Raw genomic sequence first — 21066 nt, 5'->3', positions numbered from 1 at the left:
CAGAAGTGAAACGCGGTAGCGCCGATGGTAGTGTGGCATTCGCCATGCGAGAGTAGGACACTGCCAGGCACCCAATTTCAAGATTACGCCCAGCGTGGTCTTTACCGGTTAGTGTGCTGATATGGCTCAGTCGGTAGAGCGCATCCTTGGTAAGGATGAGGTCCCCAGTTCGATTCTGGGTATCAGCACCATTAAATAGAAAGCCTCCCTGAAAAGGGAGGCTTTTTTGCATCCGTCATTTTTTGATATCCCCTTACATTCCCTATTCCCGCAACCCCTTCTGCTTGCAGCCGACACTGTTTATCTGCTGGTTTGAGTCCTAATGTGTTACTCATTTGACTGCTATTGATGGTTTTATCCAGAGATTTAACCATGATTGATTGACGTAAAACGTTTTACATGTAAAATCCGGCGCGTTTTGCCTATTACGTGGAGAGAGAGCATGGCGCAGGATAACGAATACTGTTTGGGGGCGGTACCCGCCAAAGGGCGCAAAGGTGTGCTGTCGCTGATGCTGGTGATGCTAGGCCTGACCTTCTTCTCTGCCAGCATGTGGACCGGTGGTGCGCTGGGCACCGGGCTGGTGTTCGATGACTTCATCAAGGCGGTACTTATCGGCAACTTGTTGCTGGGGATCTACACCGCTTGTCTCGGTTATATCGGTGCCTCAACCGGCCTCTCTACCCATCTGCTGGCTCGTTACTCCTTTGGGGTGAAAGGTTCCTGGCTGCCATCACTGCTGCTCGGCGGTACTCAGGTCGGCTGGTTTGGCGTTGGTGTGGCGATGTTTGCCCTGCCGGTGCAGAAGGCGACCGGCATAGATGTGAACTGGCTGATCGCCATTTCGGGCATTTTGATGACGGTGACCGTCTACTTCGGGATCTCTGCTCTGATGGTGCTGAGCTTTGTGGCTGTACCGGCTATCGCCCTGCTCGGTGGCTACTCGGTCTGGCTGGCGGTGACCTCGACCGGTGGCATGGCGGCGCTGCAGCAGGTGCAACCAAGCAATCCCATCGAGTTCACCACGGCGCTGACCATGGTGGTCGGTTCCTTTATCAGTGCAGGAACCCTGACCGCCGACTTTGTTCGCTTTGGTCGCAAACCCTGGGGCGCCGTCATGATTACCATGGTGGCGTTTTTTTTGGGCAACACGCTGATGTTCGTCTTCGGCGCAGCCGGTGCGGCCGTGACCGGTCAGGCCGATATCTCGGAAGTGATGCTGATGCAGGGACTGCTGATCCCTGCCATTCTGGTGCTGGGCCTCAATATCTGGACCACCAACGACAACGCTCTCTACGCCTCCGGCCTCGGTTTTGCCAACATTACCGGTCTCAAGAGCAAGCCCCTCAGCGTGATCAACGGCCTCATCGGTACGGCTTGCGCCCTCTGGCTTTACAACAACTTTGTCGGCTGGCTGGCCTTTTTGAGTACGGCAATTCCGCCGATCGGTGGCATTATCATCATGGATTTCCTGCTCAATCGTGAGCGTTACCGTCAGTTTGCCGATCAGCAGTTCGAGACGGTGCGCTGGCAGGCGCTGGTCGCCACGGCAGTCGGGGTGGCTGTCGGCAAGTGGCTACCGGGCATAGTGCCACTCAACGCGGTATTGGGCGCCGCCTTCACCTATTTCATTCTGGTTCGCCTCACCCAGCGGCCGGTTCTGGTACAGGAAGCTAACAAATGCTGATTCAACATATTCGTTTGGCCGATCGGGAAGGGTTGTGGCAGATCCGCTGTCAGGATGGGGTCATCACCGCCATTGAGCCCCATGACGAGCATGCCGTCGCCGGTCGGGTGCTGGACGGGGAGGGCGGTCTGGCCATCGCGCCCTTTATCGAGCCCCATATTCACCTCGATACCACCCAGACGGCGGGCGAGCCGAGCTGGAACCTCTCCGGCACTCTGTTCGAGGGGATTGAGCGCTGGGCCGAGCGCAAGGCGCTGCTGACCCATGAGGATGTGAAACAGCGTGCCATCCAGACGCTGAAGTGGCAGATCGCCAACGGCATCCAGTTTGTCCGTACTCACGTCGATGTCTCCGATCCCAATCTGGTCGCGCTCAAGGCGATGCTGGAGGTGCGGGAGGAGATGAAGGAGTGGGTCGAGCTGCAGATCGTTGCCTTCCCGCAGGAGGGGATCCTCTCCTACCCGAATGGCAAGGCACTGCTGGAGGAGGCGCTCAAGCTGGGGGCCGATGTGATCGGTGCTATTCCCCATTTCGAGTTCACCCGGGAATATGGTGTCGAAAGTCTGCACTACATCTTCGATCTTGCCGAGAAGTATCAGGTTCTGGTCGATGTGCACTGTGACGAAATCGATGACGAGCAGTCCCGTTTCATCGAGACGCTGGCGACCTTGGCCTACGAGCGGGGTATCGGCCACCGTGTCACTGCCAGTCACACTACCGCAATGCACTCCTACAATGGCGCCTATGCTTCCCGCCTGTTCCGGCTGCTGAAGATGGCGGACATCAACTTCGTGGCCAATCCGCTGGTGAACATTCACCTGCAGGGGCGGTTCGATACCTATCCAAAACGCCGCGGCATTACCCGGGTGAAGGAGATGCTGGAGGCGAACATCAACGTCTGTTTCGGTCACGATGACGTGTTTGACCCCTGGTATCCCATGGGCACCGCCAACATGTTGCAGGTGCTGCACATGGGGCTGCATGTCTGCCAGATCATGGGTTACGAGCAGATCAACGACGGTCTGAAGCTGATCAGCAGCCACAGCGCCCGCACCCTGAATGTGCAGGATCGCTATGGTATCGAAGTGGGCAAACCGGCCAACCTGTTGGTCCTGCCCGCCGACAACGGCTTCGATGCGGTGCGCCGTCAGGTGCTGGTGCGTTACTCGATTCGTCACGGCAAGGTGATTGCCCAGACCTGCCCGGCCCAGACCGAAATCGTGCTGGGTGAGGCCGAGCCCATCGATTTTCGCCGCTGAGATTTCAATCAGGCTGGGTGACGATTAGTTCCACCTCTGGGCACAAGGGCCGCCATTGCGACATAATGGCGGCCTGACCCTGAGGGAGTGACACCATGCAAACCTGGTTCTATGTTGCTGCAGGGGGCGCCATCGGCGCCTGCCTTCGTTTTGGGATTGCCGAACTGATGGCCTTGCTGCTGGGGCGCCACTTTCCTTACGGGACTCTGGTGGTCAACGTGGTGGGCTCTTTCATCATGGGGGTAGCGTTCGCCCTCATCAGTCATGGTCATGTGGTGGAACACCCGATGAAGCCGCTGCTGATGGTGGGGATCCTCGGTGCCCTGACTACTTTCTCTTCCTTTGCCCTCGATACGGTAGTGCTGGCTCAACATGGGGCCTATCTGAAAGCGCTGCTCAATATCGGTCTCAATCTCTTCCTCTGTCTGGCCATGGTGGTGCTGGGCATGCAGTTGGTTGCGAGCCGGGTTTAAGGTGTCCGGACGCCAGTGGCTCTGGTAAACTGGCGGCCATTCTTTGCTCTATGGGTGTTTAAGGGATGTCAGAACAAGCAACGACAACGCATTTTGGCTTTAAAACCGTGGCCGCGACCGAGAAGGAAACTCTGGTAGCAGGTGTCTTCCATTCGGTGGCAGCCAAGTATGATCTGATGAACGATCTGATGTCGTTCGGCATCCACCGCCTGTGGAAGCGCTTCACCATCGATTGTTCCGGTGTGCGCAAGGGTCAGAAGGTGCTGGATCTGGCCGGTGGTACCGGTGACTTGACCGCCAAGTTCTCCCGCATCGTCGGCGAGACCGGTCAGGTGGTGCTGGCGGATATCAACGACTCCATGCTGAAAGTGGGCCGCGACAAGCTGCGTAATCTGGGGGTCGCCAACAACGTCTCCTACGTGCAGGCCAATGCCGAGGCGCTCCCCTTCCCGGATAACCACTTCGACGTGATTACCATCGGCTTCGGCCTGCGCAACGTCACCGACAAGGACAAGGCGCTCGCCTCCATGTTCCGGGTGCTCAAGCCGGGTGGCCGTCTGCTGGTGCTGGAGTTCTCCAAGCCGGTCAGCGAAGTGATCGCCAAGCTCTATGATCTCTACTCCTTCAAACTGCTGCCGAAAATGGGCGAAATCGTCGCGAACGACAGTGAAAGTTACAAATATCTGGCAGAGTCCATCCGCATGCACCCGGATCAGCAGACCCTGGCAGGCATGATGGAAAATGTCGGGTTCGAGCAGGTGGAGTACTTTAATCTGACTCAGGGTGTGGTCGCCCTGCACCGCGGTTACAAGTTTTAAGGTTGCCTATGCCGATGGATGCCATGGTCACCGCGGTGATCGAAACCAGCCTCAACCAGTTGCTGGCGCTGGACAAACAGAGCCCGGAGCGGCTGCGCAAACTGGTGGGCAAGGTGCTCAAGCTGGAGCTGCGTGAACTCAAGCCGCTCTGGTTTGTCTTCTCCGAGCGTCGGCTGGATGTGCTGGCCCAGCATGAAGGGGAGGCCGATGCGGTGCTCAGCCTGTCGCTGACCGCCCTCGGTCTGCTGAAAGAACCGTCCGCCCTGACCCGTTATATCCGCGAGGAGAAACTGGATCTGAGCGGTGATCCCCAGCTGGTACAGGCATTCAGCGTGCTATTGGGTGAGCTGGATATCGACTGGGAAGAGGAGCTGTCGCGCTATACCGGCGACGTGCTGGCCCACACCCTGTTCAGCGGTGCCCGTCAGGCGCGTCGCCTGGTCGGTCGCGAGCTGTGCCGCACCCGCAGCCAGCTGGCTGAATATCTGACCGAAGAGGCCCGCCTCGCCCCCGGCCCGCTGGAAGTGGCGAGTTTCAACGATGACGTCGAGGTGCTGGCCCAGCAGCTCAAGGCCGTCGAACTGCGGCTGGCCCGCTTCGAACAGCAGGTGACCTGATGACCCCGAAGGAGTTCAAACGCCTCTATCGCATCATCACCATCCTGCTGGAGCAGGGCATCGACGAACTGGTGCCCGCCCGCTATCAACCCTGGCCGGGTCGTCTGGCCCGTCGCTCCCTGTTCTGGCTCAAGAACAAGCAACCGGATCTCAGCCGCGGTGCCCGCATCCGCCTCGCCTTCGAGGCCCTTGGCCCCATCTTCATCAAGTTTGGCCAGATGCTCTCGACCCGCCGTGACCTGTTGCCGCCGGATATCGCCGAAGAGCTGGCCCTGCTGCAAGACAGGGTGCCCCCCTTCTGTGGTCAGGCGGCGCGCCAGCAGATCGAGCTGAGCCTGGGTTGTCCTATCGAAACCCTGTTTGACGACTTCGACGAGACGCCGCTGGCATCGGCCTCCATCGCGCAGGTGCATACCGCCCGGCTGAAGGAGAGTGGCCGCGAGATTGTCATCAAGGTGATCCGTCCCGACATCGAGCCGGTCATCGAGGCTGACCTGCGGTTGATGCAGGCGCTGGCTCGTCTGGTGGCCCGCTTCGTGCCCCAGAGCGCGCGACTGCGCCCCATCGAGGTGGTGGAGGAGTATCGCAAGACTATCCTCGACGAGCTCAATCTGATGCGTGAAGCGGCCAATGCCATCCAGCTGCGCCGCAACTTCACCGGCTCCGAGGCGCTCTATGTGCCTGAAATCATCACTGATCTCTGCCGCGAGCAGGTGCTGGTGATGGAGCGGATCTACGGTATTCCGGTCTCCGATATACCGGCGCTGGAGGCCAACGGTACCAACATGAAGCTGCTGGCCGAGCGCGGGGTGGAGGTGTTCTTCACCCAGGTGTTCCGCGACAGCTTCTTCCACGCCGATATGCACCCGGGCAACATCTTCGTCTCTTACGAACACCCCGAAAACCCGCTCTGGATCGGCATCGACTGCGGCATCGTCGGTACCCTCAATCGGGAAGACAAACGCTATCTGGCGGAGAACTTCCTCGCCTTCTTCAACCGAGACTATCGCAGGGTGGCGGAGCTGCACGTGGAGTCGGGCTGGGTACCGGCAGATACCAAGGTGGACGAGTTCGAGTTCGCCATCCGCACCGTGCTGGAGCCCATCTTCGAGAAGCCGCTCTCCGAGATTTCGTTCGGTCACGTGCTGCTCAATCTGTTCAACACTGCCCGCCGCTTCCATATGACGGTGCAGCCACAGCTGGTGCTGCTGCAAAAGACCCTGCTCTATGTGGAAGGGTTGGGGCGTCAGCTCTACCCGCAGCTCGATTTGTGGCAGACCGCCAAGCCGTTCCTCGAAAACTGGATGCACGAACAGGTCGGGCCCAAGTCGGTATTGAACGCCATCAAGGAGAAGGCGCCATTCTGGGCCGAGAAGCTGCCGGAGCTGCCGGAGCTGGTCTATGAGACTCTGCGCCAGACCCGTCATCAGCAGCGTCATTTCGACCAGATGTTTGCCGAATTCCGCCGTCACAGCCGCCGGCAGGGGCAGGCCCGCTACCTCTTAGGGGTTGGAGCCAGCCTGCTATTGGCGGGTGTATTCTTGCTGACCCAAAAACAACACATTGAGTGGGGACAAGCCAGTCTCGCCGGTGCAGCCCTCTGCTGGCTGGTCGGCTGGTTGCGAACCCGTTCCCATTAATCAACAACCGCGCCGTCAGGCGCCTGTTCTGGAGAGAAAATCATGGGTGGTATCAGTATTTGGCAATTGTTGATCATTGCAGTCATCGTCGTGCTGCTGTTCGGTACCAAGAAACTGCGCGGCATTGGCGGTGATCTGGGCGCGGCGGTCAAAGGGTTCAAGAAAGCCCTCTCCGACGAGCCGGCTGATGCCAAGGCCGAGCAGAAAGATGCCGAGTTTCCCCCGAAACAGCTGAACGAAGCGGCCACTCAGAGCAGTGAGACCGCCAAGCAGAAAGACAAAGACCAGGCCTAAGCCATGTTCGATATCGGTTTTTGGGAGCTGGTCGTTATCGGTGTGGTAGCACTGGTGGTACTGGGGCCCGAGCGGCTGCCGGTTGCCATCCGCACGGCTACCCACTGGATCCGCCTCATTCGTTCGACCGCGAACTCGGTCAAGTCCGAGCTGGAGCAGGAGCTCAAGTTGCAAGAGCTGCATAACGACCTCAAGAAGGCCGAACAGTTGCAGATGAGCAACCTGAGCCCCGAGCTGCAGGAGTCCATCGAACAGCTCAAGGCGGCGGCCCAGTCGGTCAATCGCCCCTATCAGGTGGAGAACGAGATCCGTCCGCCACGCCCCGAGCCGGTCGCCCAGGCTGAGCCTGCCACGCCGGTTGAGCCTGCGGTGCCGCTGAGCCACGACGTGCCGCCGGTCAACAGCCAGCGGGAGAGCGAGCCGGTGCCGGTCAGCGATTCTGCAGCAAAAGGGGAGGTGAAGCCATGAGTCAGGCCGAACAACCCCTGATCAGCCATCTGGTTGAGCTGAGAACCCGTTTGCTGCGCTCCATTACCGCCATCCTCGTGGTGTTTCTGGCGCTGATCTACTTCTCCAACAACATCTACGACTTCGTGGCCCAGCCGCTGCTCAGCCAGCTGCCGGAAGGGACCAGCATGATCGCGACGGATGTGGCGACCCCCTTCCTGACGCCGATCAAGCTGACGCTGGTGGTCTCCTTCTTCGTGGCGATCCCCTATCTGCTCTATCAGGCCTGGGCCTTTATCGCACCCGGTCTGTACCAGCATGAGCGGCGGCTGATCATGCCGCTGGTGGTCTCCAGTGCCCTGCTGTTCTATGCAGGGATGGCGTTTGCCTACTACGTGGTGTTCCCGCTGGTGTTCGGTTTCTTCACCAGTACCGCACCCGCAGGGGTGACGGTGGCGACCGACATCGCCAGCTATCTGGACTTCGTACTGACCCTGTTCTTCGCGTTCGGGGTGGCGTTCGAAATTCCGGTGGCCACCATACTGCTCTGCTGGACTGGCGTGACCACACCGCAAAACCTGAAGGAGAAACGTCCCTACGTCGTTGTCGGGGTGTTTGTGGTCGGCATGCTGCTGACGCCGCCTGATGTCTTCTCCCAGACCCTGCTCGCCATTCCGATGTGGGCGCTGTGGGAGATAGGTCTGTTCTTCGCCCGCTTCTACGTGAAGAAAGGGGATGAAGAGCAACAGGAACAACCGGATGTGGAGAGCTGAGGCTCTGTTCGTCACCTGTTTGCCGGACGGCGAGAGGATGACGAAGTCCGCAGGAATAGCAGAACGAGGGGAGCTGAGGCTCCCTTCCTCTTTTCATGCTCCCGTTCGAGGCGTATGGTAAGACCCCATTCGGTAGATGGTTTTCAAATACCTGATATGTATTCCTTTTGTTCGGAACGTCTCACTCCATGATCGATATCGGTTTAAACCTGACCAGCAGTCAGTTCGCCGGTGAACAGCCTGAGCTGGTGGCCCGTGCCCGTGCCGCCGGAGTGGAAGCGCTGATCCTGACCGGTACCGATCTGGCAGGCAGCCGCGAGAGCGCCGGGTTGGCCGCCCGCTGGCCGGGCTACTGCTTCTCCACCGCTGGGGTACACCCTCACGATGCCAAGAGTGTCGATGCGGCGACCCTGCCCGCCTTGCGCGAACTGGCGGCGTTGCCGCAGGTGGTGGCTATCGGCGAGTGCGGCCTCGACTACAACCGCGACTTCTCCCCCCGTCCGGTACAGGATGCGGTATTCGACGCCCAGCTGGCACTGGCTGCCGAACTCGGGATGCCGGTGTTTCTCCACTGCCGCGATGCGCACGCCCGTTTTATCGAGATCCTCCGTCCCTGGTTGCCGAAACTACCGGGAGCCGTGCTGCACTGCTTCACCGGTTCCGACGAGGAGCTGGACGAGTGTCTGGCGCTGGGGCTGCATATAGGGGTGACTGGCTGGCTTTGCGACGAACGCCGCGGCCAGCTGCTGCGCGAACAGGTAGCGCGTATTCCGGCCGGTCGGCTGATGATTGAGACCGACGCCCCCTATCTGGTGCCGCGGGATCTGAAACCGCGCCCGAAACGCAACGAACCTGCTTTTTTGCCGCACATCGCCCAGGTGGTGGCGGCCTGTCGTGGTGAAGCGCCCGAGGCCTTGCTGGCCCACACCCGGGCCACCTCCGCCGCGTTCTTCCAACTTCCTCTCCAGGAGTGATTCATGGCTACAACTCTTCCGGGCGCCTTTCCGGGCCGCCGCCTGCGCCGTCTGCGCAAACATGATTTCAGCCGTCGTCTGGTGCGCGAGAACGTACTGACCGTCAACGATCTCATCTATCCGGTGTTCGTGTTGGAGGGGGAGAACCGTCGGGAAGCCGTTCCCTCCATGCCGGGGGTGGAGCGTCTCTCCATCGATCTGCTGCTGATCGAGGCTGCCGAGCTGGTGGAGCTGGGCGTGCCCGCCATCGCCCTGTTCCCGGTGACCCCGCTGGAGAGCAAGAGCCTGATGGCGGAAGAGGCCTACAACCCGAACGGACTGGCCCAGCGCACCGTGCGTGCCCTCAAGGCTCGCTTCCCGGAGCTGGGGGTCATCACCGACGTGGCGCTCGATCCGTTCACCACCCACGGTCAGGACGGCATCATCGATGACGAAGGCTATGTGCTGAACGACATCACCACCGAGATCCTGATCAAGCAGGCGCTCTCCCACGCCGAGGCCGGGGTCGATATCGTCGCGCCGTCTGACATGATGGATGGCCGCATTGGCGCCATCCGCGCGGCGCTGGAAGAAAACGGCTTCATCAACACCCAGATCATGGCCTACTCCGCCAAGTACGCCTCCTGCTACTACGGCCCGTTCCGCGATGCGGTCGGCTCTGCCGGCAACCTCGGCAAGAGCAACAAGGCCACCTATCAGATGGACCCGGCCAACAGCAACGAAGCCCTGCACGAAGTGGCGCTGGATATTCAGGAAGGGGCCGACAGCGTGATGGTCAAGCCGGGTATGCCCTATCTGGACGTGGTTCGTCAGGTGAAGGATCAGTTCGGCGTGCCGACTTTCGCCTATCAGGTGAGTGGCGAGTACGCCATGCACATGGCGGCGATCCAGAACGGCTGGCTGAAAGAGAAGGAGACCATCATGGAATCCCTGCTCTGCTTCAAGCGGGCCGGGGCCGATGGCATCCTCACCTACTTCGCCAAGCGCGTAGCGCAGTGGCTGAAGGAAGATGCCCGTTAAGCCGGGTTGAAGAGATAAACGAGAGGGGGAGCCGATGGCTCCCCCTCTGTCGTTATGGCTCTCTTTTGGTCACGAGCGGATGATTACAGCTTGGTCCAGGCATCGCTCCAGTGGCTGCCGGTACCCGGTTCATAGTGGCTGGTCGAGCCGCCACACCAGCCACTATAGGGCCAGGGTTTGCACTCGTAGTTGCCACCGGCATTGCTGACCCGATCACCGGCCTGATAGCCGGTGTTGGGGGCATAGGCCGGGTAGTCACCTTCGCCACCCCCGCTGCTCTCTTCGGTCAGCGCAACTTGGAAGCGCTGCACCACCGGCTGCTGGCCGTCCGCCAGACCGGTGATAACCACTTCGTAGCTGCCATCGGTGACGTTGCTGCCCTGCAGTACCAGAGTGCTGGTGCCGTTCACCTGGCTGCTGGTGGTGCCGTGGCTGCGGCCGTTCTGCTCCAGGGTCGCGGTGATTTGGACCGGGTTGGCGGTGGTCAGGTTGAAGCGGATGCTGACCTGACCGTTGACTATGGTGTACTCGCTCGCCATGGCGCTGACGGTGAAGTCGCTGCTGCCTTCGACGGGTGGCGTTGTGCCGCCGCAGTCGCTGTCGCCCTGTACGCGCCAGACGCCCCAGTCACCCGTGGTACCCGGCTCTTCGTTCTGGGTCCACCAGCCAGCCAGCCAGTTCTTGCCGTTGTGGCTGACGATGTCGCCGCCCACGTAGACCTTCTTGGCATCCCAGCTGTTTTCACAGACGGCGCCCTGCTCCCTGACGGTCACGTTGCGCTGCTGGGTTACCTGCTGACCGGCGCTGTCGCTCACCTGATAGGTGAGGGTGTAGCGGCCGACCTTGCTGCTGTCGACGTTGCCGCTGACCTTGATTTGGGCGGTCAGGTCGCCATCTTCTTCATCATGGGCGCTGACGCCGGTCATCGGATCGAAAGCGGTACCCAGTTCCAGCGTGGTGTCGGTAACACCGCTGAACACCGGCTTCATGCTGTAGACCTCGATGGTGCGTACCTGCTCGGTGACGTTGTTGTCGCGATCGCTCACCTTGTAGGTGAGGGGGTAGAGGCCGATGCGCTGGCTGTCTACCGAGCCTTCTACCTGGATCTGGCCAGTCAGGTCGCCATCTTCCTTGTCACTGGCGCTGACGCCGGCCAGCGGATCAAAGGCGGTGCCCTGCTTGATGCGGGTATCGCTCAGGCCGCTGAACACCGGCTTGCCGTTCTCGTCCGGCGGGGTTATGTTCTGATCGTGGATGAAGGGGCCGTAGCTCTTGATGAAGGCTTCGTTGTAGGCCTGACCGGCCGCGTTGCGACCCATGTCCCAGTTGATGGACCAGGTCATCACGCCGCGCAGGGGCTGACCCTGGCTCTTCAGCTTGTTGAAAGCATCGAACAGATCCTGCGGATTCTTGACGTAACCGGTGGCGGCCGCATCGATATTGGTCGGAATGCCGAATACCAGCTTGTCGTGGGGGATCTTGTAGTAGCCGCGACTGCCGTTGATGAGGGAGTCCGCCATGTAGTAGATGAACTCTTCTTTCAGGGCATCGTTGTTCTGGGCGATCCAGCCTACCCCGTCGATCCAGATGCCGTCGCCACCCTGGTTGTAGAACTGGGGATTGATCCAGTCGTAGTAGCCTTCCAGCGCCCGCAGATAGGGGGTATAGAGACCGCTGGCGGTCAGGTAGGGGAACTCGGGCGCCATGGTGATGAGGAAGTTTTTCCCCTGGGCGCGGTAGTGATCCTTGACCAGCCGCAGGGCCGCCGGGATCACGGTCTGGTTGTTGGCGGCAGTGATGGCGGACTGCTCCAGATCGATGTCCAGACCGTCGAAGCCATAGGTCTCCACCAGACGGATGATCTCGTCGGCGAAGGCCTGCTCCTGACCGGTACGCAGCTCGATGTGTGCATCGGCGCCGCCCAGCGCCAGCAGCACGGAGCGGCCCTGGCTGTTCAGCAGGGCAATTTGCTCGATAAACTGGCTCTCGCTCATGCCGGTGGCTGGGTCGAGTTTGAAGGTGGGGATGGGATCGCTGCCGTACACCTTCATGAAGGAGACATCGACCACGTTGTATTGCGGATTGACCTGGTCGAGCTTGACGCAGGGGGCAGTACCGCCCTGATAGCCGGCGCCACCGCACCAGTTGTGCCAGTAACCCACCACGACACCGGACTGGGGATTGACCATGGCCTGGCCGGCTGAGGCAGCCTGCGCCATGGGGGCGCCCATGCCGAGCAGACAGCCCAGCAGGGATAACTTCAGTTTGTTCATCTTGATATCTCCATACAGTACAAAATGGAGCGGTCAGCTTTGGCCGAACGCTCCCGGGGGCAGCCCCGCTGTCATAGGAAATCTCCCTTAGACCGGTAGCTTTGCGTCGCGCCCTTTCGGGTCACTTTGCCTTTTTCACCCGATTTCTGTGCAGCACAGAGAATCAAGTGACCTGAGTAACAGGCTGCTTATGATATGCACTTAAAAATAAATTAATCAACGTATGTGCATGATTTGTTTTGGTTATTAACTTGTTGATTGGTTATTTTCCAAGCATGAAAAGGGCCGGTGATAGGCCGCTGTAACCTACTCTTTTGTCGATTGGATTTGGTCTGCACCCTTGTGGTTCGAGAGTTGAAAAAGCCGCAAAAAGAGCAAAAAAGTACCGATTATTCATGTTGTTGCCGTCCAGTATCTGGCAGAGAGGTGTTTGAGCTCACAAAGAGGGGAAAACAGTGCCGAGAGGCGGATTCCCGCTTGATTATTGCGTGGCTTGGCCACATGTTAGAAAGCCATACAGAGCTGCTAAAGCGGTCTGTTCAAGACCAAACAAGAGGTAACCGGGATGAATAACCCTTTGCTGACAATGGATTCGCTGCCCCCTTTCAGCCAGATCAAGCCGGAGCAGGTTCAGCCTGCCGTGATTCAGGCGATTGCTGACTGCAAGCAGAAGATCAGCGATGTGCTGGCCCAGCGTGATCCCCATACCTGGGATAGCCTGATTGCCCCGCTGGAAGAGGTAAATGACCGTCTGTCACGGATCTGGTCACCGGTCAGCCACCTCAACTCCGTACTCAACAGCGAAGCGCTGCGCGAGGCCCATGATGCCTGCCTGCCGCTGCTCTCCGAATTCCAGACCTATGTCGGTCAGCATGAAGGGCTCTATCAGGCCTATCTGGCCCTCTCCCAGAGCGATGATTTCCCGCTGCTGAGCGGCGCCCAGCGCAAGGAGATCCAGAATACCCTGCGTGACTTCCGCCTCTCCGGTATCGGTCTGCCTGCCGAGGCGCAGCAGCGTTACGGCGAAATTCAGGCCCGCCTCTCCGAGCTGGCCTCCCGTTTCAGCAACAACGTGCTGGACGCAACCCAGGGCTGGCACAAGCTGGTGGCCGATGAAGCCGAATTGGCCGGTCTGCCCGAGAGCGTGCGTGCCGCTGCCCGTCAGATGGCTGAACTTAAAGGCAAAGAGGGGTGGCTGTTCACGTTGGATATCCCCTCTTATCTGCCGGTGATGATGTATGCCGACAACCGCGAGCTGCGCGCCGAGATGTACGAAGCCTTCACCACCCGCGCCTCCGATCAGGGCCCCAATGCGGGCAAGTGGGACAACTCCGCCATCATGAGCGAGCTGCTCACCCTGCGCCGCGAACTGGCTCAGCTGCTGGGGTTCGCCAACTATGCCGAGCTCTCCCTGGCCACCAAGATGGCGGACAAGACCGAACAGGTGGTGAGCTTCCTCACCGACCTGGCGGCCAAATCCCTGCCACAAGGCAAGGCCGAGCTGGAGGAGATCCGCGCCTTCGCCGCCGAGCAGCATGGTCAGAGCGAGCTGGCCGCCTGGGATCTCGCCTACTACGCCGAGAAGCTCAAACAGCACAAGTTCTCCATCTCCGACGAGCAGCTGCGCCCCTACTTCCCCGCCAGCAAGGTGGTGAAGGGGTTGTTCGAAGTGGTGAAGCGGGTGTTCGGCATGAAGGTGCGCGAGCGCCTCGGCATCGACACCTGGCATCCTGACGTGCGCTTCTACGACATCTTCGATGCCGACGACGAGCTGCGCGGCAGCTTCTACCTCGACCTCTACGCCCGCGAGCACAAGCAGGGCGGGGCCTGGATGGATGTCTGTCTGGGTCGTCGCTACCGTCAGGATGGCTCGCTGCAAAAGCCGGTGGCCTACCTGACCTGCAACTTCAACGGCCCGGTGGATGGCAAGCCAGCACTGTTCACCCATAACGAAGTGGTCACCCTGTTCCATGAGTTTGGCCACGGCATCCACCACATGCTGACCCGCATCGATGTGGCCGGTGTCGCCGGTATCAACGGCGTGGCCTGGGATGCGGTAGAGCTGCCGAGCCAGTTCCTCGAGAACTGGTGCTGGGAGTCCGAGGCGCTGGCCTTTATCTCCGGCCACTACGAGACCGGCGAGCCGTTGCCTGCCGATCTGCTGGAGAAGATGCTGACCGCCCGCAACTTCCAGGCGGCCATGCAGATGCTGCGCCAGCTGGAGTTCGCCCTGTTCGACTTCCGTCTCCATCAGGAGTTTGACCCGGCCAATCCGGCACAGCTCCCGGCGCTGCTGGATGAGGTACGCAGTCAGGTAGCTGTGATGACGCCACCGGCGTTCAATCGCTTCCAGCACAGCTTCTCCCACATCTTCGCGGGCGGCTATGCGGCGGGCTACTACAGCTACAAGTGGGCCGAGGTGCTCTCTGCCGATGCCTTCTCCCGCTTCGAGGAGGAGGGGATCTTCAACCCGGCCACCGGACAATCTTTCCTGAAGAATATTCTGGAGAAGGGGGGCTCGAAGGAGCCGATGGAGCTGTTCCGAGCCTTCCGTGGTCGTGAGCCCAAGGTGGATGCGCTGTTGCGACACAGCGGGATCGCTGCCTGAGATTCCTGACCCGCCGCCTGTGTGAGCTTCAACCAGGTACACTGTTTTGCGGCATAGTGGGATCGAGTCGTGATTTCTGCGACAAAAAGGGACCTTTTGGTCCCTTTTTTCAAGGCTTTTTAATATCTTGCTGATTGCATATTTGCACTGCCCACGGCTCTTCAGTAGAGTCGTGTTCTAACCTTCAAGGAGAGAAAGCCACTTGCCATGAGGCGAGCACTCGATTCCGTCTATCAAATCATCTCCAGTCTGGCTCATTCGAGCGGCCAGGGATATTTCGATACCTTTGTGAGTGAAATCGCCGCTGCTGTGATGGCTGATGTCGTCCTGATCGCCAGCAGGGAATCAAATGCTACCCACCTGACGGTTCAGGCTGCCCATCCCTCCTCTCTTGACCCCGATACCCTGACGCTGCCACTGACTGACTCTCCCGATGCCATTACCTGGCAGGAGGGGGAAGCCTGGTTCAGCGATCGTCTGTTGCAGCTGTTCCCCGCGATGCCGCTTGCCGATGCGTGGCAAGCCCAGGCCTACGCCGGGATCGCCCTCAAGGATGCGGATGGCGAAACCATAGGTATCTGCTGCCTGCTCTATCGTCAGCCTCAGGCCAATATGACCAAGGTGATGGGGCTGCTCCGGTTGCTGGGGCCGCTGGCCGGTCGCGAACTGGCGCTGATGCTGCAACGCCAGCTGCCGCAACTCTTGCCTGATACCCCCCATGTGCTGCAGAGCATGCTGTTTCAGGCCCCGGTGGGGATCGGCAAGCTCGATCTCACCGGCCGCATTCTCTGGGCCAACCCGGCCATCGAGAAGATGCTGGGTTATCCCCTCGACGAGCTGCTTCATCGCTCCATCTCCGACATCAATCACCCGGAGGATTGGCAGCGCAGCCTTGAGTGCTACGAAGAGATCCGGCGCGGCGAGCGCAGCAGTTTCACCCAGGAGAAGCGCTACTTCTGCAAGGGGGGCGAGATCCTGTGGGGGCGGGTGACTGTCACCCTGATCCGCGACGAGCAGCAGCAGCCGGACTACCTGATGGTGCTGCTGGAGAATATCGATCCCCTCAAGCGCCATGCGGAGCAGCTCAAACTCTCTCACCGGGTCTACGACAACCTCTCCGAAGCGATTCTGGTGTGCGATGCCGACAGTCGCATCATCTCGGTCAACCCGGCCTTCGAGCAGATCACCGGCTACAGCAGCGACGAGGTGCGGGGCCAGCGTCCCAGCATGCTCAAGTCCGGGCTGCACGATCAGACCTTCTATGCCGACATGTACCACGCGCTGGAGCGGGTGGGGGTGTGGCGTGGCGAGGTGTGGAACAAGCGCAAGAACGGCAAGCTCTATCCGCAGCAGCTGATGATCAGCACCCTGCGCGAAGCTGGCAAAATCCAGCAATATATCGCCATTTTCAGCGATCTTTCCCAGACCAAGGTGGCCGAGCAGAAGATCGCGACCCAGGCCAACTACGACAACCTCACCAGCCTGCCCAACCGCTGGTTGTTTGGCCGCTGCCTCACCCGCTTCTGCGAGCGGGGCGAGCGCTTCGCGCTCATGGTGCTCGACCTCAACAACTTCAAGGCGGTCAACAACAGCATGGATCACCATGCTGGCGATGCCCTGCTGCGGGAGGTGTCGGATCGGCTGGTGAGCCGGGTGCGCACCGAAGATCTGGTGGCCCGCATCGGTGGCGATGAGTTCGCGTTTCTGGTGCCCGGCATCGTCACCCGCCGTCAGGCCGAGGTGTTTGCCAAGCAGGTGATCGGCAGTTTCGCCCGGCCCTTTATGCTGGCCAACCAGCATCTCTATGTGACCGCGACCATCGGCATGACTCTCTGCCCGGTCGATGGCAGCGAGAGCGACGAGCTGCTGCGCAATGCCGAACAGGCGTTGTTTGCGGCCAAGCGGCAGGGAAGGTTGCTCGGTGCCTACTGCTCATCCATGCGGGAAGAGGTGCGCCAGCGCCACCAGATGCAGCAGGATTTGGCCGAAGCGATCAAGCTGGAGCAGCTGACCATGGCCTACCAGCCGATCTGGGACAATCGCAGCGGACGGGGCGCCAAGCTGGAGGCGCTGGTGCGCTGGTATCACCCCCAATGGGGACAGGTCTCCCCTGCCGAGTTCATTCCGCTGGCGGAAGAGGCGGGGTTGATTCAGGGGCTGGGTGCGCTGGTATTGTGGCAGTCGTGCCGGGATCTGGCGCGGTTGCAGCAATCCGGCTTCCCGGATCTGCAGATGTCGATCAACCGTTCCACCATGGAGTTCCAGACCATCGACCCCGAGGCGAGTGAGTGGCTCAAGGTGATCCAGCATTTCGGGCTCGATCCTGCCGACATCGTCATCGAAATCACCGAATCTCTGCTGATGGAGAGCAGCGATCAGCACAGAGTGCGGATCGATGCCCTGCGCGAGGCGGGCTGCAAGCTGGCCATCGACGATTTCGGTACCGGCTACTCGGCCCTCAACTACCTGCGCACCTTCCCGGTCGATCTGGTCAAGATCGACCGCTCCTTCGTGCGCCATATCCCCTTCAACGAGCAGGATAGGATGCTGCTCGACGGCATCATCAACATAGTGCACAACCTCGGCATGCAGGTGGTGATCGAGGGGGTAGAGACCCGCGAGCAGCTCAACTTCCTCTGCCAGAAGGGGTGTGCCTTCACCCAGGGTTATCTGCTCAGCCGCCCGCTGGCCTATGACGATCTCACCGAATATCTGCAGCTCAATGACAAAGGAATGTTTCTGCAGATCAGCTAGTGGCGCTTACTCCTTCGATGTCATCTGTTCCTGTTTGGTTTTCAATGTCCGGTAATCCTCGCCGAGATAGCGCAGATAGATGCGATCCAGTACTCCCTCATCCTGCATCTGTTGCAGCGCCTTGTTGTAGGCAGGCAGCAGGTCAGCCTTCTGTTTGCCAAAACAGAGGTAGAGTGGCGTCGAATCGATAAAGGGGGTGAGGGCGCGGATCCTGACGTCCTGCTCTCTCGACAGAATGGGGGCAGAGAAGTAGTCCAGGATGATCATATCGACCCGGCTCTTTTCCAGCATCAGTAGCAGCTGTTTGTCGGAGTGAACCTTGATGGGTTCCCAGCCGGCGAAGTGCCTGATCTTGGCCGTGTAGTCATACCCCCTGACCATTCCTACTTTCAGCCCCTTGGCCATCTCCCACGAGAAGTTCTGTAACGGACTGTCGGTACGCACATAGGCGGCTAGAGGATAGAAGGCGGTGGCAAGGTCAGAGTGATAGCAACCGGGGAGAGGGGCGTTGTCGAGAATGCCATCCGCCAGCTGGGTGCTGACATATTGCTCGCAGCGCCCCCAAGGCAGTTCAAGCAGGGTGAGGTTCATGCCAAGGCGGCGCGCCACCTCTTGATGGATCTCCACCGAAATGCCCTCTTTCAGGTTGCCCTGTTCGGCATAGGAAAAGGGAGGCCAGTCTACGCCGCAGACCTTCAGGTTTGTGCCGCTCTGGGCGGCGAGGAGCAGGGCAATGAACAGGTTCATGGGATTTCCTCCCTACAGCGACTTGAAGGGGCTGTGGTACACTCGGTTCACTGAACTTAGAACGCATCCAAAGACCATGCAAATCCTCCTCGAAGACCCCGCCAAGGCCGCGCAGGCAGACGCGCTGGCCAGCCAGCTTGCCCTGCTCGACCTTCCCCAGTTTGCCCTGGTGTTTACCCCGGAGCGGTTGGAGCTGCGCAAGCTGGATGAGCCCAAGCTGGGTGCTGTCTATGTGGACTTCGTGGAAGGGGCGGTGGCGCATCGTCGCAAGTTTGGTGGTGGTCGCGGCCAGTCCATCGCCAAGGCGGTGGGGCTCAAGGCCGGTGCCACACCGACCGTGGTGGATGCCACTGCCGGTCTGGGGCGCGACGCCTTCGTGCTCGCCTCTCTCGGTTGCAAGGTGACCCTGATCGAACGCAGCCCCGTGGTGGCCGCTCTGTTGCAGGATGGGCTGGCGCGGGCGGCACAGGATCCCGAGATTGGCCCCTGGGTCAGTGAGCGGATGCACCTGCTGCAAGGCCCGGCGGTGGACAATCTGCTGGCACTGCCGGAGCGGCCCGAGGTGATCTACCTCGACCCCATGTTCCCCCACAAGCAGAAGTCGGCGCTGGTGAAAAAGGAGATGCGGGTGTTCCAGTCGCTGGTGGGTCCGGATCTCGATGCGGATGCCTTGTTGCCTGCCGCGCTCAAGATGGCTGAGAAGCGGGTGGTGGTGAAACGCCCCGACTACGCCGGCTGGCTCAATGAACAGAAGCCCAGCATGGCCATCGAGACCAAGAGCAACCGCTTCGATGTCTATGTGATGGCGGCATTGGCGGCGGGTTAACGGCCGGTGCGAGTTGCGGATGCAAAAAAGGAGGGCCAACGTCATGTTGGCCCTCCTTTTTCGTAATGGATTCAGTTGGTTGACGCGAAGCGGATCAGCTTCTCTTCCCCTTGCCAGTTCAGGCGCAGGGTCGCCAGTTCTGCCAGACTGAGCCGCTCGCCACTGTGCAGCAGCAGATACTCGACCCCTTCGCTGGCTTCGATGGTGCGGATCTTGTCATCCCATTGGCGATCATCGCGGCTGGTGAGGGTCACCGGCAGTTGCCAGCTGGCAGCAATTTCGAGCCAGTCGTAGAGATCGCAGCTGATGGGTTGATAATCCGGCATGATCGGCTCCAAAACAGGCTAGTTGCTGAGTCAGGCTTCCTGTACGCGGGTCGGCCAGCCCATCTTCTGCTGGCGTTCCACTTCAAAGCGCAGCTCGCTGGCGCGCAGGTAGTGTTCATCCATCCAGCCCTTGGGCAGGGTCAGGGTCAATGACTCCTCTTCTGCCTGCAGGGTGAAGCTGGGCACTGTGCCCTGGGTGCGGCGCATGCAGAGGATCAGCGCGATGCGCAGGATACGGGCCAGCCGGATCGCCTGACGACCGGTGACGGCACCCTGTTTCTCCAGCGGTTCCAGCTTGAATTCATCCCGCTGGTTGAACAGCAGGGCCGACAACAGCTTCTTTTGCGCAGGGGTAAAGCCCGGCATGTCGATGTTGTCGATGATGTAGGCGGCGTGTTGCGGCGCCTTCTTGTATTCGATACAGAGGCCGATCTCGTGCAGCAGGGCGGCATAACGCAAGATTGGGCGGCCGTAGCGTTTGGAGAGTCGCCAGGCCGGTTGCAGCTGGTTGAACGCCTCGACGGCGGTATCGCGCACCCGTTCGGCGTGCTCTTTATCCAGCTGATAGCGGCTGATCAGGCTGTCGGCGGTGCGATCCCGGGCATCACAGTCGTGATTGTTGCCAAGCAGACCGTAGATCAGTCCTTCACGCAGGGCGCCCCCCGCGAGGGTCATGCTCTCGATATCGAGGGTTTCGAAGATGGCGATCAGGATGGCGAGGCCGGAGGGGAACACGGTCAGCCGCTCGGCCGCCAGCCCTTCCAGTTGCAGCCGGTCGAGCTTGCCGCAAGCGATGGCCTGACCCATCAGCTCCTGCAGTTTCGGCAGGGTGACCCGCTCGCTCTTCCCTTGCGCCAGCATGATCTCTTGCAGCGCCTGTACCGTGCCGGAGGCGCCAACGCAGGTGCGCCAGCCGAGGGCGCGGTAATCTTCCGCCACCTTCTCCAGCACCGTCTTGGCGGCGGCAATCGCCTGCTCGAAACGGGCTTCGGAGAGCTCGCCATCACCGAAGTGATTGTTGAGCCAGGTGACGCAGCCCATGTGCAGGCTGTTGAGCAGTTTTGCTTCGCTATGTTCGCCGATCACCAGTTCGGTGCTGGCACCGCCGATGTCGATCACCAGCCGGTTGCCTTCCCCGGCGGAGGTCCAGGAGACCCCTTCATAGATGGTCTTGGCCTCTTCCTCGCCCGAGATGATCTCGATGCTGTGGTTGAGCACCCGTTCCGCTTCGCTGAGGAACTCGTCGACATTGGTGGCAAGCCGCAAGGTTGCGGTGCCCACCACCCGGATGTTGTCGGCCGGAATGTCCTGCAACTGTTCGGAGAAGAGACGCAAACAGTCCCAGCCTCGCTCCATGGCGGCACGGCTGAGACGAAATTCCGGATCGAGCCCGGCTGCGAGGCGAACCTTGCGCTTGACCTTGGCGACGGTGCGCAGGGCACCGGCGACCTCGCGCACCACCAGCATATGAAAGCTGTTGGAGCCGAGGTCGATAGCGGCATAGAGAGGCGAGTTGTGCAACGGGCCTGT

The 21066-nt window shown here is 60.3% G+C and carries 18 protein-coding genes, 1 tRNA gene and 1 riboswitch; of the genes, 15 read left to right on the top strand and 4 right to left on the bottom strand.

The genetic code is table 11. From position 1 onward, the window contains the following. The first annotated feature begins 115 nt into the window (after positions 1–115). From OKC31_RS18745 to hemB, 12 genes are all read left to right on the top strand, one after another. Positions 116–191, top strand: a tRNA-Thr gene (locus OKC31_RS18745). A 251-nt stretch (positions 192–442) separates the two neighbouring features. Then, the gene (gene codB, locus OKC31_RS18740) at positions 443–1687 is read left to right on the top strand and encodes a cytosine permease (RefSeq protein ID WP_005342374.1); all 1245 of its coding nucleotides are present in this window, start codon (positions 443–445) and stop codon (positions 1685–1687) included. Further along, a complete protein-coding gene (locus OKC31_RS18735) occupies positions 1681–2946 on the top strand; it encodes a cytosine deaminase (protein WP_247823727.1) in 1266 nt (421 codons plus the stop codon). The genes codB and OKC31_RS18735 overlap by 7 nt, the downstream gene beginning before the upstream one ends. Before the next feature lie 95 nt (positions 2947–3041). Next, positions 3042–3419, top strand: a complete 378-nt coding sequence (gene crcB / locus OKC31_RS18730; protein WP_005339378.1) for a fluoride efflux transporter CrcB — start codon at positions 3042–3044, stop codon at positions 3417–3419. A 65-nt stretch (positions 3420–3484) separates the two neighbouring features. Continuing rightward, entirely contained in the window at positions 3485–4237 is a 753-nt protein-coding gene (gene ubiE / locus OKC31_RS18725; RefSeq protein ID WP_005342396.1) for a bifunctional demethylmenaquinone methyltransferase/2-methoxy-6-polyprenyl-1,4-benzoquinol methylase UbiE, read from the top strand. A gap of 8 nt (positions 4238–4245) precedes the next feature. Beyond that, positions 4246–4854: a ubiquinone biosynthesis accessory factor UbiJ gene (locus tag OKC31_RS18720; protein ID WP_270657390.1), complete on the top strand. Its 609-nt coding sequence runs from the start codon at positions 4246–4248 to the stop codon at positions 4852–4854. Then, positions 4854–6494, top strand: a complete 1641-nt coding sequence (gene ubiB, locus OKC31_RS18715) for a ubiquinone biosynthesis regulatory protein kinase UbiB (RefSeq protein WP_005339383.1) — start codon at positions 4854–4856, stop codon at positions 6492–6494. The genes OKC31_RS18720 and ubiB overlap by 1 nt, the downstream gene beginning before the upstream one ends. 42 nt (positions 6495–6536) lie before the next feature. After that, on the top strand, positions 6537–6788 hold the full coding sequence (gene tatA / locus OKC31_RS18710) for a Sec-independent protein translocase subunit TatA (RefSeq protein WP_005339385.1): 252 nt from the start codon (positions 6537–6539) through the stop codon (positions 6786–6788). Positions 6789–6791: 3 nt separating this feature from the next. Next, on the top strand, positions 6792–7256 hold the full coding sequence (gene tatB / locus OKC31_RS18705; protein ID WP_270657389.1) for a Sec-independent protein translocase protein TatB: 465 nt from the start codon (positions 6792–6794) through the stop codon (positions 7254–7256). Then, entirely contained in the window at positions 7253–8008 is a 756-nt protein-coding gene (tatC, locus tag OKC31_RS18700) for a twin-arginine translocase subunit TatC (RefSeq protein ID WP_160882474.1), read from the top strand. Before tatB ends, tatC begins: the two co-directional genes overlap by 4 nt. A 188-nt stretch (positions 8009–8196) precedes the next feature. Continuing rightward, complete coding sequence (locus OKC31_RS18695) at positions 8197–8982, top strand: TatD family hydrolase (RefSeq protein WP_257697728.1); 786 nt, start codon at positions 8197–8199, stop codon at positions 8980–8982. Positions 8983–8985: 3 nt separating this feature from the next. Next, the gene (gene hemB / locus OKC31_RS18690; RefSeq protein ID WP_005339394.1) at positions 8986–10002 is read left to right on the top strand and encodes a porphobilinogen synthase; all 1017 of its coding nucleotides are present in this window, start codon (positions 8986–8988) and stop codon (positions 10000–10002) included. Positions 10003–10085: 83 nt separating this feature from the next. On the opposite strand, the gene OKC31_RS18685 is transcribed toward hemB, so the two are convergent. Next, positions 10086–12275 (bottom strand): immunoglobulin-like domain-containing protein, encoded by a 2190-nt coding sequence (locus tag OKC31_RS18685; protein ID WP_247823729.1) that lies wholly within the window; start codon positions 12273–12275, stop codon positions 10086–10088. A 55-nt stretch (positions 12276–12330) separates the two neighbouring features. After that, positions 12331–12416, bottom strand: a riboswitch (cyclic di-GMP riboswitch). A gap of 424 nt (positions 12417–12840) precedes the next feature. Between OKC31_RS18685 and prlC the strand changes: the two genes are divergently transcribed. Both prlC and OKC31_RS18675 read left to right on the top strand, forming a co-directional pair. Next, positions 12841–14883 carry an oligopeptidase A gene (gene prlC / locus OKC31_RS18680; protein WP_139741731.1) on the top strand — a complete coding sequence of 681 codons (2043 nt, stop codon included), beginning with the start codon at positions 12841–12843 and terminating at the stop codon, positions 14881–14883. 207 nt (positions 14884–15090) lie between these two features. Next, positions 15091–17637 (top strand): putative bifunctional diguanylate cyclase/phosphodiesterase, encoded by a 2547-nt coding sequence (locus tag OKC31_RS18675; protein WP_270657387.1) that lies wholly within the window; start codon positions 15091–15093, stop codon positions 17635–17637. A 6-nt stretch (positions 17638–17643) separates the two neighbouring features. On the opposite strand, the gene OKC31_RS18670 is transcribed toward OKC31_RS18675, so the two are convergent. After that, on the bottom strand, positions 17644–18384 hold the full coding sequence (locus OKC31_RS18670; RefSeq protein ID WP_247823732.1) for a substrate-binding periplasmic protein: 741 nt from the start codon (positions 18382–18384) through the stop codon (positions 17644–17646). A gap of 76 nt (positions 18385–18460) precedes the next feature. Here OKC31_RS18670 and OKC31_RS18665 point away from each other — a divergent pair, with 76 nt between their 5' ends. Next, on the top strand, positions 18461–19210 hold the full coding sequence (locus tag OKC31_RS18665) for a class I SAM-dependent methyltransferase (RefSeq protein ID WP_247823733.1): 750 nt from the start codon (positions 18461–18463) through the stop codon (positions 19208–19210). A gap of 71 nt (positions 19211–19281) precedes the next feature. Here OKC31_RS18665 and OKC31_RS18660 read toward each other — a convergent pair whose 3' ends face one another. Together OKC31_RS18660 and gppA are read right to left on the bottom strand one after the other, a co-directional pair. Then, positions 19282–19536: a Rho-binding antiterminator gene (locus OKC31_RS18660; RefSeq protein WP_164535892.1), complete on the bottom strand. Its 255-nt coding sequence runs from the start codon at positions 19534–19536 to the stop codon at positions 19282–19284. A gap of 30 nt (positions 19537–19566) precedes the next feature. Beyond that, on the bottom strand, positions 19567–21057 hold the full coding sequence (gene gppA / locus OKC31_RS18655; RefSeq protein WP_247823734.1) for a guanosine-5'-triphosphate,3'-diphosphate diphosphatase: 1491 nt from the start codon (positions 21055–21057) through the stop codon (positions 19567–19569). Between the last annotated feature and the right edge of the window lie 9 nt (positions 21058–21066).

This window comes from Aeromonas sp. Y293-4 (assembly GCF_027705905.1).
Classification (GTDB): domain Bacteria; phylum Pseudomonadota; class Gammaproteobacteria; order Enterobacterales; family Aeromonadaceae; genus Aeromonas; species Aeromonas veronii.
Note: the sequence above shows the minus strand (reverse complement) of the source record. Positions and strands in the feature narration are given on the sequence as shown.

What these genes read in the sequence shown, in the direction of transcription:
- codB (WP_005342374.1), top strand. Translation starts at nt 443, where the DNA reads ATGGCGCAGGATAACGAATACTGTTTGGGGGCGGTACCCGCCAAAGGG.
- OKC31_RS18735 (WP_247823727.1), top strand. Translation starts at nt 1,681, where the DNA reads ATGCTGATTCAACATATTCGTTTGGCCGATCGGGAAGGGTTGTGGCAG.
- crcB (WP_005339378.1), top strand. Translation starts at nt 3,042, where the DNA reads ATGCAAACCTGGTTCTATGTTGCTGCAGGGGGCGCCATCGGCGCCTGC.
- ubiE (WP_005342396.1), top strand. Translation starts at nt 3,485, where the DNA reads ATGTCAGAACAAGCAACGACAACGCATTTTGGCTTTAAAACCGTGGCC.
- OKC31_RS18720 (WP_270657390.1), top strand. Translation starts at nt 4,246, where the DNA reads ATGCCGATGGATGCCATGGTCACCGCGGTGATCGAAACCAGCCTCAAC.
- ubiB (WP_005339383.1), top strand. Translation starts at nt 4,854, where the DNA reads ATGACCCCGAAGGAGTTCAAACGCCTCTATCGCATCATCACCATCCTG.
- tatA (WP_005339385.1), top strand. Translation starts at nt 6,537, where the DNA reads ATGGGTGGTATCAGTATTTGGCAATTGTTGATCATTGCAGTCATCGTC.
- tatB (WP_270657389.1), top strand. Translation starts at nt 6,792, where the DNA reads ATGTTCGATATCGGTTTTTGGGAGCTGGTCGTTATCGGTGTGGTAGCA.
- tatC (WP_160882474.1), top strand. Translation starts at nt 7,253, where the DNA reads ATGAGTCAGGCCGAACAACCCCTGATCAGCCATCTGGTTGAGCTGAGA.
- OKC31_RS18695 (WP_257697728.1), top strand. Translation starts at nt 8,197, where the DNA reads ATGATCGATATCGGTTTAAACCTGACCAGCAGTCAGTTCGCCGGTGAA.
- hemB (WP_005339394.1), top strand. Translation starts at nt 8,986, where the DNA reads ATGGCTACAACTCTTCCGGGCGCCTTTCCGGGCCGCCGCCTGCGCCGT.
- OKC31_RS18685 (WP_247823729.1), bottom strand. Translation starts at nt 12,275, where the DNA reads ATGAACAAACTGAAGTTATCCCTGCTGGGCTGTCTGCTCGGCATGGGC.
- prlC (WP_139741731.1), top strand. Translation starts at nt 12,841, where the DNA reads ATGAATAACCCTTTGCTGACAATGGATTCGCTGCCCCCTTTCAGCCAG.
- OKC31_RS18675 (WP_270657387.1), top strand. Translation starts at nt 15,091, where the DNA reads ATGAGGCGAGCACTCGATTCCGTCTATCAAATCATCTCCAGTCTGGCT.
- OKC31_RS18670 (WP_247823732.1), bottom strand. Translation starts at nt 18,384, where the DNA reads ATGAACCTGTTCATTGCCCTGCTCCTCGCCGCCCAGAGCGGCACAAAC.
- OKC31_RS18665 (WP_247823733.1), top strand. Translation starts at nt 18,461, where the DNA reads ATGCAAATCCTCCTCGAAGACCCCGCCAAGGCCGCGCAGGCAGACGCG.
- OKC31_RS18660 (WP_164535892.1), bottom strand. Translation starts at nt 19,536, where the DNA reads ATGCCGGATTATCAACCCATCAGCTGCGATCTCTACGACTGGCTCGAA.